This window comes from Enterocloster sp. OA13, from assembly GCF_022440595.1.
Classification (GTDB): domain Bacteria; phylum Bacillota; class Clostridia; order Lachnospirales; family Lachnospiraceae; genus Enterocloster; species Enterocloster hominis.
Genome location: NZ_JAKNTF010000001.1, coordinates 5,856,891 through 5,872,063 on the forward strand (window position 1 = coordinate 5,856,891; position 15,173 = coordinate 5,872,063).

Annotated in this window: 11 protein-coding genes; 8 read left to right on the forward strand and 3 right to left on the reverse strand. The window is 49.0% G+C overall.

Annotation, left to right across the window (positions count from 1 at the left end):
• Window positions 1-174: 174 nt before the first annotated feature.
• Together MCJ35_RS26180 and MCJ35_RS26185 are read left to right on the forward strand one after the other, a co-directional pair.
• Complete coding sequence (locus MCJ35_RS26180; protein ID WP_025484493.1) at window positions 175-1,962, forward strand: sensor histidine kinase; 1,788 nt, start codon at window positions 175-177, stop codon at window positions 1,960-1,962.
• A gap of 48 nt (window positions 1,963-2,010) precedes the next feature.
• A complete protein-coding gene (locus MCJ35_RS26185; protein ID WP_025484492.1) occupies window positions 2,011-3,627 on the forward strand; it encodes a response regulator transcription factor in 1,617 nt (538 codons plus the stop codon).
• Window positions 3,628-3,631: 4 nt separating this feature from the next.
• Here MCJ35_RS26185 and MCJ35_RS26190 read toward each other — a convergent pair whose 3' ends face one another.
• Window positions 3,632-4,573, reverse strand: coding sequence for a hypothetical protein (locus tag MCJ35_RS26190; protein WP_025484491.1), 942 nt, complete (start codon window positions 4,571-4,573; stop codon window positions 3,632-3,634).
• 387 nt (window positions 4,574-4,960) lie between these two features.
• Here MCJ35_RS26190 and MCJ35_RS26195 point away from each other — a divergent pair, with 387 nt between their 5' ends.
• The 6 genes from MCJ35_RS26195 to MCJ35_RS26220 all read left to right on the forward strand — a co-directional run bounded on the left by MCJ35_RS26195 (window position 4,961) and on the right by MCJ35_RS26220 (window position 13,347).
• Window positions 4,961-6,343, forward strand: a complete 1,383-nt coding sequence (locus MCJ35_RS26195; RefSeq protein WP_025484490.1) for an ABC transporter substrate-binding protein — start codon at window positions 4,961-4,963, stop codon at window positions 6,341-6,343.
• 102 nt (window positions 6,344-6,445) lie between these two features.
• Window positions 6,446-7,330, forward strand: a complete 885-nt coding sequence (locus MCJ35_RS26200; protein ID WP_240299812.1) for a carbohydrate ABC transporter permease — start codon at window positions 6,446-6,448, stop codon at window positions 7,328-7,330.
• Between the two features lie 11 nt (window positions 7,331-7,341).
• Entirely contained in the window at window positions 7,342-8,169 is an 828-nt protein-coding gene (locus tag MCJ35_RS26205; RefSeq protein WP_025484487.1) for a carbohydrate ABC transporter permease, read from the forward strand.
• Between the two features lie 23 nt (window positions 8,170-8,192).
• A complete protein-coding gene (locus tag MCJ35_RS26210) occupies window positions 8,193-8,600 on the forward strand; it encodes a VOC family protein (RefSeq protein WP_025484486.1) in 408 nt (135 codons plus the stop codon).
• Window positions 8,601-8,629: 29 nt separating this feature from the next.
• Complete coding sequence (locus MCJ35_RS26215; RefSeq protein ID WP_240299701.1) at window positions 8,630-9,970, forward strand: hypothetical protein; 1,341 nt, start codon at window positions 8,630-8,632, stop codon at window positions 9,968-9,970.
• Between the two features lie 50 nt (window positions 9,971-10,020).
• On the forward strand, window positions 10,021-13,347 hold the full coding sequence (locus tag MCJ35_RS26220) for a tetratricopeptide repeat protein (protein WP_025484484.1): 3,327 nt from the start codon (window positions 10,021-10,023) through the stop codon (window positions 13,345-13,347).
• Window positions 13,348-13,417: 70 nt separating this feature from the next.
• On the opposite strand, the gene MCJ35_RS26225 is transcribed toward MCJ35_RS26220, so the two are convergent.
• A complete protein-coding gene (locus MCJ35_RS26225; protein WP_025484483.1) occupies window positions 13,418-14,824 on the reverse strand; it encodes a sodium:solute symporter family protein in 1,407 nt (468 codons plus the stop codon).
• Between the two features lie 19 nt (window positions 14,825-14,843).
• Window positions 14,844-15,167, reverse strand: a complete 324-nt coding sequence (locus MCJ35_RS26230; RefSeq protein ID WP_025484482.1) for a hypothetical protein — start codon at window positions 15,165-15,167, stop codon at window positions 14,844-14,846.
• Window positions 15,168-15,173: the final 6 nt, after the last annotated feature.

Genomic DNA, 15,173 nt, shown 5'->3' on the forward strand with positions numbered 1-15,173 from the left:
GCGTTATTGTCAAGAAAGAATAACGGAATGTGGGACCAATATGGCATTACCCTTAGTTAATGCAGGATTCCATTTTACTAAATATCCCCGGACTTGTAAAAATCCAGGAAATACCGTATAGTAAGATTTAATATCGGGGTCTGCACATACAGCATTTAAGGCGGGGGAAAGCGTATGAAGGGATTGATTAAACAGCTAAAGTACAGGTTTTACCGTCAAAGCATTACGAAGAGGATCATCATTGTGATTACCATGCTCAGCATCCTGTCCAATGCGGTGTTTGTTGGAAGCGTATTCGTAATCATGAAGAACCAGCTGTTCAACAAGACAAAGCTGGATCATGAAAAGGACATTACCATGCTTGAAAAGGAACTGGAGATGTTCTTTAATGGAATCCGCAATGATGCGGTGTCCGTTCTGGTCAGTGACAGCTGCCAGACCCTCCTGTCCGATTCCGAAGAATTCCTGTCATCAGACACCGCGGTCCAATACCGCAAATACAAACTGATGCAGGGCACCATCATGAGCACCATAGGGCAGAGGCCGGAATACAATACCATTGCATTTTACGACCTGAATGGAAACTGCTATGCGGATGACCGTCTGATAGAATCCCAGGGATACCTTCTGCAGCAGCAGGAACGGGTCAGGGATTTCCTGGATTCAGATAAGAATGAATCTGTTGCGTTTATCCATAAAAGCCCATGGAGGAAGAAAAAGGAAAACGATTTTAAAGACTGTATCAGCTACCTGCGCAAGGTTTACAATAAGAACAAGGGACAGCTGATTGGCGTGGCGGAACTGGAGATACCCAACGAAGCCATTAAGGAGCTTTACAGGCCCATCATGGAAAACGGAAGCAGTATTTATCTTGTAAGCGGGGACTGCGTCCTGTCCGCAGGGGAGCCTCACATGCTTTACAGGAACCTGGCCACAGAGAACTGGTATGCACGTCTGAATCAGGAACAGCCGGAGGATGGGATGCAGATATTAAAGACCAGGAAGAATATTTTCTTTCAGAAACAGTATGCTGAATTTGGCTGGAGGATAGTGGACGAGGTGCCGACATACACATACATGCGCGATGTACAGCTGTACGCATTCATCGATATAATGATAGGCATACTGCTGCTGTTTGGCAATCTGTACATATCCAGGATATTGATTGCATCCATCACAAAGCCCCTTAGTAAAATCACCAACACAATCGTCGATATCGGAAAAGGCGATTATAACCAGCGTGTCCATGTTAAGGATGGCGGGGAGATTGGCACGCTGGCCAACGAGTTCAACCGGATGGTTGACAAAACCGAATTGCTCATGGAAAAAATCATTGAAAAGGAGGAGGAAAAGAGGGAATCAGAGCTATCATTGATCCAGATGCAGATGACCCCCCACTTTTTCTATAATATCCTGGAAAGTATCTGCGGCCTTATCGTGATGGATGATAAACGGACTGCAATCCATACCATCAGCCTTCTGTCCGGTTTTTACAGAGGGGTGCTGAATAAAGGCAAGGAGATTATTTCCATCGAAAAGGAATTGGATATTGCGGTCAATTACCTGGAAATCATGAAAATCTGCCATCCGGATAAATTTAAGTATGTGATTGACTGTCCTAAACCAGTTAAAAAGCAGAGCATCAATAAGCTGACGCTGCAGCCGATTTTGGAAAATGCCATCCATCATGGCTTTGACCAGATGCCGTCAGGAGGAATGATCTGTATTGCAGGAAGGCTGGAGGATCATAAGGTGATACTGGAAATCAGCGATAACGGAAAAGGGATTGGGATGGATTGTTTAAATGACAGGGACAGGGAGAAGGGGTTCCATATGGAGAGCTTCGGACTGGCCAATACGGATGAACGGATTAAACTTTATTTTGGCAGGGAATATGGGATATCCATCGTGGGGCAGCAGCGGGGAACCAGAATCAGGATTGAACTTCCCGCAATGGAATGAATTTACAAACACGCTTTTAGGTAAATAGTAAAATCAGGGGGAATGGGAATGCTCAAGGTAATGGTTGTGGATGATGAAATGCTGATCCGGAAGCGAATTATTCTGGGATTTGACTGGGAAGCCATGGGGTATGAAATTGAAGACGAGGCAGGGGACGGGGCAGGTGCCCTGGAGCTTTTTGCACAGAAGCAATATGACCTGGCCATTGTGGATATTGCCATGCCTGGCATGAATGGGATTGACCTGGTTAAAAAAATCCGGGAACTGCAGTATCAGACCCATATTATCTTTCTTACAGGACACAGCGATTTTAAATACGCGCAGCAGGCAATCCAATACGGGGTTTATGATTATATCCTGAAGCCCATCCATGAAGAAGAGTTCATAGCGGTCCTGAAGAAACTTCACATAAAAATCGAAAAGGAAAACAGCCGGGCAGTCCTGTTTAACGAACTGGAGAAAAAGAAGGATTATATGGATGCGGTACTGCAGGCCAAGATCTTCAGCGATTATCTCCATGACGCCTCCAGACAGGATTTGGAGGAACTTATAAGGGAGTCCTTGGGGGAGGCGGGCATATGTGATGAAGATGCATACAGGATCATACTGCTGCGCATGGATCTGTTCCTGAAGGAACATGTGGAACCTTCAAAACAGGTAGAAATCGTGCAGGAAGGCTGCAGGGGTGTGATTGGGAATCAGCCCTGCCTGGCTGTCTGCGATATATATGAGGATTATATGATTTTAATCCTTTCCTCAAACCATGACGGGAGGACACCCATATGGAAACAGGAAATCGAAAAGCTGACAGATGTTTTATGTAAAAATACCGGAGGCAATGTACAGTGCGGCATCAGCCTCCTGCATAGTGGCACCGCACAGATGGGGAATGCGTATGCAGAAGCTTTTTCAGCTTTAAACAACGCGAAGATCCTGAAGGAAAACACCCTTTCCTACCAGGCGGTAAAGGATAGGAAGAATATATATTATAAAATCCCCAATCAGGAGCTGAAGGACCTTCAGTATCACATAACGAAAAACAATTTTAAGGGCTGTCAGGAAATCATACGGAGAATCTTTAAGGAAATGACGGACCGCTGTGTGAACTTTGAATGTGTGGTCATGAACGTGAACCGGCTTTTCATGGAGATGGTGGATGCGGGTGTGGTTTCTGAACTGGATATCAGGCGCCTTCTCAATGGACGTCATGGGGCGGAACAGGTGCTTGATAATATGGCGGATATGGAAGAGATGGAGGAATGGTGCGGGAATGTGATCTATACTCTTCTGGAAGGGGAGATAAGGCTTTCCCTGGAAAGCAGGAGCCTGCCGGTTGTGGAGAAAACCTGCGGATATATCAGGGACAATTACAGGGACCCCGGGATGACCCAGACCCAGATTGCGGAGTCCATGTGTGTTTCGCCTTCCTACCTGAGCGGAATATTTAAAAAGACCATGGGCGTGACCATGGTCCAGTATCTTACCATGGTCAGGATGGAGGGCGCCAGGGAACTGCTGCTGGAATCTGAATATGATGTAAAGGATATTGCCGAGATGGTTGGGTATCATGACGAATATTATTTCAGCCGGTGCTTTAAACGCCAGTATGGGCTGTCCCCTATGCAGATCAGGAAGTTTTCGGATTCCAGGAGGATACGGACTTAGGGAATCAGCCATTATCCGCCGGATTGGAAAGCTTGTTATATATCTGTTCTGCACTGATTCCAGGATTATGGAGTATCAGATTATATATCCCCTCAATCACGGGCAGCGGTTCCATAAGGTCCTCTGCGATTTTGACTGCTGCCTGTCCTTTTTCTACTTTCCGCATTACCTGCGTTATCAGCTTTGTATACTCCCCCTTCATGACACCTTGGCGCAGCCCGTTCTGGATGCCTTTTTCAATTCCAAGTATTTCCCGTTCCTCCAGTTTATCTGCAAACAATTCCATTAAAGCGTCACACATTTCCCGCACCTCCTGATATGTTTCCCAATTTGCCCGGATGATTAAATCCATGGCTGTTTCATATAACGGATTACGTTCCATTCCTTTGTATTCACTTGCCAGTATCTCGATATCCTCATGCAGCGAAAGTCCGCTTCTCAGCCGGCTCAGCCACATATTATCTTCCTTTGACAGTTCCCTTATGACCAGGACCTGCACTGGGAACAAAAGGCCACGGATATAGTAGATTCCCGGATACTCCATCTCCATATCCACACCATAGGCATTCCTCAGATACATTGATAGCTTTCGGGGAAAATGCTCACCAGCCAGCGTTACCGTCACGTCTGACGGCAGGATTTCCATAACCCGTTCCGTGTTGGATTGGAAGATACATGCATACCCCATTACTTTGTAGAAGTCATTAACATTGACGTAATCCTTCATGGCTTTATATTCAACCACGTTATACCGGCGGAATATACGGCCGATGTTCTTTTGTATTTCCCTGCAGGATTCTTCCTTAACCACCAGGACATCAATCTGCAGCGGTTTGCGGGTCAGATTATACTCCGCATAGAACCTCAGGTAGTTCCTGTCCTTTCCAAGTTCAATCTGCAGCACGGCAAAGAACGCCGGATGCCATTGAAGCTTCCTTTTATCCATTCTCTTCTCCTTCCATTATAATAAAAACGCCCCTCATCTTCAATAGGTATTCTGAGGCATTCCCTGACACGCTGGATTTGTAACACACTGATATTCTGGCCGAAGAGGCCCAAACAGTACCGGATGCGGTACCAAAGACTGTCCTGTTAAAACCTCCGGGACAGCTGGAAGATTATGAACATCGGCAGAAGCCGTAAAGAATTCATGGATATAGTATAACCAATCAGATAACTGTACGCAAGGGCTGCTATAAAAAATTTACCAAAATGTACAAAAATACTCCATGGAAGTTTGATGTATAATTGTATATCATTAATTTATCACAAAAAGCCATGGCGATTTAGAAGGGTTAAATACAATGTATACAATGATGAAGGAGAAGGGGATATGAAAAGAAAAATTACAGGAATGCTCATTGCATCAGCGCTTGCATGCTCACTTTTAGCAGGATGCCAAAAGGCGGATCCATCAGGCAATACCGGCACACAGGCGGGCGGGACCACTGCTGCGGGGACAGAGGCCCAGACGTCAGCCACGGATAAGGACGCGGTTAAGGTAAGGATCCTGACACGGTTCAGCAATCCTGACAGTGTACGTGAAAAATATTTTATGGATATGGTCGCAAAATTCCAGGAAGAGAATCCTGACATTCTTTTAGAGGATGTTTCTATTTCAGATGAGGAATCCCATGATACATTATTTAAGACATCTGTTGCAGCGGGCGACCCCATCGAGGTATTTAACTTCCTTGGATACGCGGCAAACCTGGACTATGTGAAGAACGGGGTGCTGGCGGACCTTTCCGGATTAATGGATGAGGATCCGGCATGGACTGAGGACTATATCGATGCCCTGTTTGCACCGGTGGACTACAGTGATTATGGTGTGGAAGGTATTTATGGAATCCCCAATGCACCTTATGGGGTCTGCTGTTTCTACAACAAGGCGGTGTTTGACAAGCTGAATATGGAGCTTCCGGAAAACTGGGAGGCAATTGAGAAGGCTGCGCCAATCCTGATTGATAATGGATATATCCCGATGGCGTTTGGCGCAAAGGATAACTACAGGGCAGGACATTTCCTGACAGCGCTTTCCATGAAGTATTATGGGGACCAGCTGAAGACAGATTTAATCAACGGGGATACGGCATGGAACAGCCCGGAAACGGTTGTATTAATTGATATGATGAAAAAATGGTACGATGAAGGGATTTTTGGAAGCAACAACCTAGCATATGATGCCAATGGGGAACTGGCGAAACTGGAGAGCGGGGAGGCTGCCATCATTTTCTCAGGTTCATGGAACATTGCCACTGTAAATGAGTTTGAGAATGCATCTGACATCGTATGCAAAGGATTCCCGTACTTTGAGTCCAAGCCGGAATTTAAGGATGAGTGGATGGGCGGACCGGATGATTTCATGTCCATGACAGCCAAACCAGGGGATGACAATTATGAGGCTTCCGTGAGGGTGCTTAAGTTCTTTACTTCCCAGGAGTACTGGCAGGGACTGTACGAGGTACAGCAGGGCGGCGGAACATTCCCTGTGAAATTTGACGAGACAATAGAAGCAGATCCATTGACAACGGAATTTAATGAGTATTATTCCAGGGCGGCCAATATGATAGGTGAAATTGAGCAGTTCTCGCCCATGACCTCCCTTTTGGATACGGTCAGGACGGAGGTCACGACCATATTTGCAGGTGATTCCGCAGGCGATATTGCGGACCGTATCCAGGCCGAGGTTGAGGCCTACGATGCAATGCAGTAGCCGGAGTACTAAAATCTGCGCAAAGCTATATCAGGCATACAGTATGACGGGAGGTTTTCCTCCCGTCAAAATTACAAAAGGGGGTGTCCGCATTTGAATGGCGTGACAAACAGGCGGCGCAGGATGGAGTGTGTGCTTCTCAGCCTGCCGGCGTTCCTGCTTTATTCTTGTGTATTCATATATCCGATGATTTCCGTGTTCCGCCTGTCGTTTTTTAAATGGAACGGAATACCGAATTCACCGCTTCAGTATATCGGGCTGCGGAATTATACGGCTTTGTTTAAGGACCCGAAGTTCTTTACGGCCCTGACCAATGTTGGGATTTTTGTACTGTCCGGTTTTATCCTGATCCTTCCTGTTTCACTGTTCCTGGCATCGGTAATCCAGTCAGAAGGCAGGGGAAAGCGTTTTTTAAAGACAAGTTATTTCATGCCCCAGGTCATCAGCCGTACAGCCATAGCGCTTATGTGGTATTTCCTGCTGTATCCTGAGGGCGGCCCCGTGGCAACCCTTATGGAATCCCTGGGATTTCATGACATCAATGTAAACCTGCTGGGCAGTAAGACATACGCCATCTACGCCATTACATTTATTAACGCATGGACCTATGCCGGTTTTAATATGCTGATATTTTCAGCGGGCCTGACCGGTATCCCGAAGGATATTTATGAAGTAGCCGTGGTGGACGGGGTTACGCCCTGGCAGAAGTTCCGGTATATAACATTCCCCATGCTGAAGAACAGTTTCCAGATATTTACCTTAAACTGCATCATCGGTTCCATCACCACTTTTGAAATGGTCTATGTCACCACGGGAGGCGGCCCTGGAAATGCTTCTGAGGTATTCGGGACCCTGCTGTACAAGAATGCTTTTACATACAATAACTACGGTTATTCCAATGCCATGGGTTCATTCCTGATTGTGGCGTCATTCCTTGCCAGCGTGCTGCTGACCGGATTGTTTGCAAAAGCCAATCAGGATGATTAGGAGGTAAGGCCATGAAGAAATGTTCCATTGGTAAGGTTATCTACTGGATATTGGCGGTATTGTTCAGCGCTGTTTTTATTTATCCTGTTTATTTTACGGTGATATCTTCATTTAAGAATAATAATGAGATATGGAACACCATGTTTGCCATGCCGTCTGCCGTGGAATGGGGGAACTATATCTCGGCTGTCTTTGATGTGCAGATCATCAGGGCGGTAGCCAACTCATTTTTGTTTTCCATCGGCGCCTGTGTGGTAGTCATACTGTTGGTGACCATGGCGGCTTATGTGGTGGCAAGGAAGCTTTTAAAATGTACAGGGTTCCTGCGGCTGTATTATCTGCTGGGCCTGATGATCCCGCCCTATGCCATGCTGATCCCCATTGTGACCATGTTTACCACGTTTCACTTAAGGGACAGATACCTGCCCATGATTTTCCTGTATGCGGCAATTAATTTCCCCATGAGTTTTTATCTGATAACTGGTTTTATCACCAGTATCAGCAGGGAGCTGGATGAGGCGGCCATCATGGATGGATGCAGCACGTTCGGCATTGTGTTCAGGATCATATTCCCCATAGCCAAGCCGGGTATATTCACAGGCGCGATCATGGCGTTTCTGGCAGTATACAATGAGCTGGTGTTTGCCAACACGCTGCTGACCAGCAAGGCCATGAAGACAATCTCCGTCCGCCTTCTGGGCCTTCAGGGGGAGCGCTTTACCAGCTACGGTCCCATGTTCGCAGCTATCGTCATGTCCATCGTGCCCATACTCATCATTTACCTGCTGTTCCAGGAAAAGATTGAGGGCGGCGCCGTGGCCGGAGCAGTCAAAGGATAAGAAGGTTAAACAAGGAGGATTTTATGGTTAAGATAAAGGGTTTGCAGCATATAGGAATCCTGGTGCCGGATGTAGATGCGGCAGCCGGATGGTACACAGGGAAATCCGGTTTCCGTAAAAAGGCTGAGTTCATGGCGTCGGGAAGCCGTGTGATTTTTGTATATTCCCCGGAAAGCGGGGTACTCTGTGAGCTGATAGAGCGTCCCAAGGGAAGCGGTGAAGCAGAAGAGATAGAACAAAACGGAGGCAGGATTGACCACATTGCCTATGAGGTGGAGGACCTGGAAACGGAATTTGAAGAGGCAAAGGCATGCGGTATGGAAATCATAGAAGGAATCGAACAGGTGCCGGAATTTTGGGAAAATGGATTTGCATATTTCATGGTGTACTCCCCTGGCGGGGAAAAAGTTGAGTATTGCAAGGTTCTATAAGTAATCATCATAGCAAGGAGGAAACCGTAATGAGGAAGATGAAGGCGAATATCGTGCCGCTGCGTTTCCAGGATGCGGACGAAAAGGAATTTTACAGGATATTGGATGCTTTAAAAGAAATATATCAGGAGGAAGTGAGCTTTCTGGAGCCGCGGACGGCTGGCGATGAACTGCCTGAGGATGCGGATGCTGTGCTGTTCCCGGTTATGTGGACCAATGTATATACGGAAATGGACAAGCTGTTAAGGACCATCCATGTGCCGTCCATCGTGCTTACCACCACGGTGGGGGTATCGCTGATGTTTGACTGGGAAGCAGTGGCGTATATGAAGCAGAAGGGCCTTCAGGTATTCAACCCCCACAGTGTGGAGCTGGCGAAAACCGTATTTAAGGCCCTGGCCCTTAAGCGTGATATGAAACACCAGAAGTTCCTGGTATTCCACGATTCAAAGGGAGAGGGACTGATCCCGGAACAGTTTAAGATATTTTATTGGTGGAACGATGAGTGTATCCGCGACATGAAAGAGAAATTCGGTATCACCATTGTACATAAATCATATAAGGCCCTTGGGGAAAAGGCCAGGCTTATTCCTGACGATGCGGCCAGGGAGGAGATGGAACGCTGGGATTTCCATGAGGAGGTCCCCTATGAGCGCCCGGTCCTGTCCGCAATCAAGCTGTTCATGGCAATCCGCGACGAGGTGGATGCGGAGGGGGACGTGGTGGGCTGCGGCGCCAACTGCCTGAATGAGGGATTCTTCAGCGAGACAACACCCTGCCTTGCCTGGAGCCTCCTGTATCAGGACCGGGGGATTTTCTGGGTATGCGAAAGCGATACATCCTCCCTTATGACGGAATATCTCATAGGAAGCACCATTGACTGTTCCCTGTTCACCACAAACATCTATCCCTTCCTGTCAGGCATGCCCGCCCTTTCCCATGAAAAAATCCAGGAGTTCCCTGATGTGGCGGATCCGGATGACCATGCCCTTCTGGTACACTGCGGTTATCTTGGCTGTGTGGCCCAGGCAATGGCAAAGAAATGGACCCTGCGCCCGCCGGTTTTGGGGTGGCATTCCTGGAACATAGTGGGGGAAAACTCCATTGTGGTTGATGCTGAGGTGGAAACAGGGGACATTACCCTGTGCAAACTCCGTTCTGATTTTAACGGCCTGTTTGTGGAAAAAGCAGTGCTGGAGGAGTATGTTCAGTATCCTGGCTCTGATTGCCGCAACGGCGGCCTGATACGCGTACCGGACGGATATAAACTGATGGAGGATATCTGTTCCCATCACATGGTTGTGACAACGGGTAAGAGAACCTGCCAGATGAAGGCGGTTGCTGAGATATTTGGTCTGGAAGTTTTTTGATATTTGATGTTTATGGAATATGATTAATGACCACATGGAGGAGTGTATACATGATTGGGAGTGGAGAAGTCAAGGTATGGGAGGAATCCGTGGTGATTCCCACTTACAAGGTGGGGAAACCCAATAAGAATCCCATGTTTCTGGAAAAAAGGGTTTACCAGGGAAGCTGCGGCAAGGTATACCCTTATCCTGTAATAGAAAAAATATATGATGAGAAAGAAGACGTGACATACAGGGCAGTCTATTTGGAAAATAAATACCTGAAGGTCATGATACTGCCGGAACTTGGGGGCCGTATCCAGCGGGCCTATGATAAAACCAATGGGTATGATTTTGTTTACTACAATCACGTGATTAAGCCCGCTTTGGTGGGACTTTTGGGACCGTGGATCAGCGGAGGCATTGAATTCAACTGGCCCCAGCATCACAGGCCCACCACCTTCATGGAGGTGGACCGTATGCTTTCAGACAACCCGGACGGTTCCAAATCCGTGCTCTGCAATGACGTGGACCAGATGTATGGGACAAAAGGGATTGTCAGGTTCACCCTGTACCCGGATAAGGCGTATATAGAGATAACGGGCCAGTTATACAACCGCACCAATATGCCCCAGACATTTCTCTGGTGGGCCAATCCCGCTGTTCCGGTAAATGACAACACCCAGTCCATTTTTCCGCCGGATGTCCATGCGGTCATGGACCATGGAAAAAGGGATGTGTCCAGGTTCCCCATAGCTACCGGGGTCTATTACAAGCATGACTACAGTGAGGGCGTTGACATTTCCAGGTATAAGAACATCCCTGTTCCCACCTCCTATATGGCTGAGAAGTCAGGATTTGACTTTGTGGGAGGGTATGACTACGGCGTGGGGGCTGGCGTCCTTCATGTGGCGGACCATCATGTATCGCCGGGAAAGAAGCAGTGGACCTGGGGATGCGGGGATTTCGGAAAGGCATGGGACCGGAACCTGACAGATGAGGACGGACCGTACATTGAACTGATGACAGGCGTGTTCACGGACAACCAGCCGGATTTCACATGGCTGAAGCCTTTTGAGGAAAAGGTATTCAGACAGTATTTCATGCCCTATAAGGGAGTCGGGGCGGTTAAGAACGCTACCATACATGGGGCGGTTAATTTTGAGGTTTCGGATGGCCGGGGCAGGATCACGGTTTATACAACCTCAGAACATCCGGCGGCCGGACTGGAGGTGCTTTTTAAGGGGGAGAGGATATTTAAGGAGACTATTGCGGTCAGCCCGGAAAAGGCATATACAACCTCAGCAGCCTTAAAGGGCGGGAAGGATACGGATTACACGGTACGGCTGCTGGATGAACAGGGAAACATACTTGTGGCATACACGCCTCTTGAAGAAAAAATACCGGAACTTCCATCGCCCGCAGAAGCAGCCAAGGACCCAGAGGAAATCATGACCAATGAGGAACTCTACCTCACAGGCCTGCATATTGAACAGTACCGCCATGCCACGTATCTGCCGGATGATTATTATCTGGAAGGGTTAAAACGCGACCCGGGCGACATAAGGATTAACACGGCGTACGGCAGCCTGCTGTTATCCAGGGGCCTTTTTGCAGAAAGCTGCGGATACTTCAGGAAGGCGGTCAAACGGCTCACATGGAAAAATCCCAATCCTTATGACAGTGAAGCCTATTATAAGCTGGGGCTGGGACTTTTCTGCCAGAAGCAGTATGACCAGGCATATGATGCCTTTTATAAGGCTGCCTGGTCCAATGAACAGCAGGAGATGAGCTATTATTATCTTGGGGTTATCGGGTGTATCAGAAAGCAGTATGCGCAGGCGCTGGAGCTGGTTGATAAGGGTCTGGTGAAGAACTGGCACAATATAAAGGCAAGGGGGCTTAAGGCGGTCATCCTCAGGAAGCTTGGCAGGACCCGGGAGGCAGGGGAGTGGATCAGGGATAACCTGGCCATTGACCCGTTTGACTATGTCTCATTGTCAGAGATGGTTTACGGTTTGAGGGAAGAGGGACGGGAAGAGGCGGCAGCTGTCCTGAATGGCCGGATGCGCGGATTTCCCGGCAATTACCTCCAGCTTGCCAGGGATTACGCTGAGGCAGGATTTTATGAGGAAGCAGCCCATGTGCTGAGGAACTGCGATGCCTGCAGGGAGGATGCTCTGTCCGGCTATTATCTTGCCTGTTATGAGAAAAAGGGCGGTATGCCCATAGAGGATGTCAGGGCGCTGTATCAAAAGGCGGAAGCGCGCGATTCCTATTGCTGTTTTCCGAACAAACTGGAGGATATCGAAGTCCTCAGGGATTGTATGGAGGTCCTGCCGGATGCGTCCTATGCCCCATATTATCTGGGAAACCTGTATTATGATAAAAGGCAGTATGAGGAAGCAGCAGGATTATGGGAACGGAGCGCAGGGAAGAATCCGGATTTCCCCACGGTCTGGCGGAACCTTTCACTGGTTTATTATAATCATATGGATGAGCCTGACAAGGCCCTGGCTGCGATTGAGAAAGCATTTACCCTTGACCCCTCAGACAGCCGTGTGTTCCTGGAAATGGACCAGCTGCATAAAAAGCTTCAATATACGCCTGGACAGCGCCTGGAATATTTCGAAAAATATAAGGAAACAGCCCTGGAGCGGGACGATGCATGTATTGAATACATAACCCTTAAGAATTTTGTGGGACACCATGAGGAAGCATATAAGATTTTAACGGAGCGGAAGTTCCACCCTTGGGAAGGCGGGGAAGGAAAGGCAGCGGCACAGTATGTCAGCGCATTGGTGGAAATGGCAAAACGGGAGATTTCCAGGGATAACTATGCCAAAGCCCATGAACTGCTTAAGAAGGCGCTGGTATATCCGGAAAACCTGGGCGAAGGGAAGCTGGAAGGGAGTAAGGATAATAATATCAATTACTACCTGGGTGTGACGGCAGAGGTCATGGGGGATAAAAAGGCTGCCATTGAGTACTACGAGGCAGCGTCCGTCGGCTCTGACGAGGTGGCTGGTATGATGTACTACTACGACCAGCCGGCCGATATGATACTGTACCAGGGGCTGGCAAAGTACAGGCTTGAAAAAAAGGCAGAGGGAAATGCCAGGTTCTATAAGCTGATTGATTTTGGCGAGCAGCATGTGAGGGACGAGGTAAGGATTGATTATTTTGCAGTGTCCTACCCTGAGCTTATGATTTATAATGAGGACTTCACCAGGAAGAACATGGCCCACTGCCATTATGTAATCGGACTTGGCAATCTTGGCCTTGGCAACATGGAAAAGGCCAGGGAATCCTTTGAAAGGACATTGGCCCTGGATAAGTCCCACAACAACTGCAGGCTGCTTCTGAATGGAATGGACAGACAGGATGACCATGTATAAATACGCCGGATAAAAGGGTGTTGCAGGACCGCGATATGCTGGTTCTGCAACACCCGTCCGCATTTATCCGCTATCTGGCACAGGAACAGGTATTACCGCTGTTTTTCCTCCCGTCCACATACCCGGCCGCCATAATCACCAGACCAACACCCATCCCCAAAAACAGAGGGTCAAAGGGAAGGCGGATGAACACCGACCCGGCCAGCACACACAGGGGACCTGCGATGATGGACAGGACCGCGTATCTGGCGGGAATCCGTCCGGGCAGGAACAGGGCGCCGGACATGGGCAGGAACAGGACCGCGCCCCGCAGTCCCATGGACATGAAGCTCCACTGGAGGATGACAGACTGCAGGTCCCCCATGGTGAAGACCACGGCCGCAAGCAGCACGGCCACAATGGAAATCCGGGTACAGGCCAGTTTTTTCCTCTCGTTCCGGTCAAGGCCCAGAGGGGATTCCAGGTTGCTGGTAATGATGCTGCTGATTCCCAGGGTCAGGCCTGCCCCGCATCCGATGATGGCGATGAGAAGCACTGCCAGGAAAATACCTGCCAGGAAGCCAGGCATGTAGAGCATGATGAACTGGGGAAATGTCCTGGCGGCGTCCATGGCCGGGAAGAGCATTTTCATGTAAATCCCAATATATACCCCGCCCAGCCCGATGGGAGGGATTAACAGTGCGCTGGCCAGGGCACCCTCAACAGCCGCCCGGCTGCTCTTGGCTGACAAAACGCTTTGGGCATAGGTCTGTGTGGACAGGACCCCGATCATCAGGGACAGGGCTGCACCGCCGTCCACCCCGGCGCCGCGTGCAAACAGGCTGAAGTAACGTGCCGCCGGAAGGCTTTCATACAGGTCGTTAAAGCCGCTGGTTTTCCTGAATACAATGGCCACGCACAGGATGGCGCAGGCATAGAGCAGGACGGTCTTGATAAGGCCGATGGTTCCCGCGCCCCGCATCCCGCCGAACACCACATAGCATACCATGAGGCCCGCCACCAGCAGCGCGCACAGGAAGGGAGGCAGGGGCAGAAGCGCTCCTAACAGCGCCATGGCTGACAGAAGCTGTGCGATGATGTTCAAAAATATGCCCAGCGCGCCCAGGACAGAGGTGAGAAGCCCGGCCTTATGGCCGTATTCATGCTGTATCATCTGCTGTAAGGTCAGGTATCCGCTTTTGCGCATGGGCCTGGCAAAAAACAGGGCCAGGAACAGGCAGCCGATACCGCCGCCAAGACAGAACCATAAGGAGGAGAAACCATATTCGAAGGCCAGCTGCGAGGTGGCCACGGTGGAGGAACCTCCTACCAGGGTACCGATAATGGCGCCTGCAACCATGACAGAGGAGGACCTGCCGCCTCCGATTGCAAAATCGCTGGCATTCTTCACCTGGCGGCCGGAGTGGATTCCCACCCCGGCCATGATGAATAAGGTCAGCAGCGCGCCTGATAAATGGGGTAGTCCTAAAGTAATCATTTATATCCGCTCCCTGGTATTATTTTTCTTTCTTATCTTTCTTATTGGCCTGGTCCAGATTGCGCTTTAAGTCTTCTTCTGCTTCCTTTTTGTCCGCTGTCATGGACAGGGCCTGTTCCTTTCCAAAGTACATGCCAATCAGTCCAAGGGCCACGGATATGCTGGTCAGCTTAATGATCATCGGGAAGAAGGTGCCTTTAATCATAACAGCCAGGGCAGCGCCGGTCCCGCCGCCAATGATAAGGGCAATGACGAAACCGAAAAAGCAGGCGGCTCCGGCAAAGATGGATATGTAAGCGCCCCAGCCAAAGAGCTGGTAAAGTATTTGGGAACCTTTTTTCATACCGAT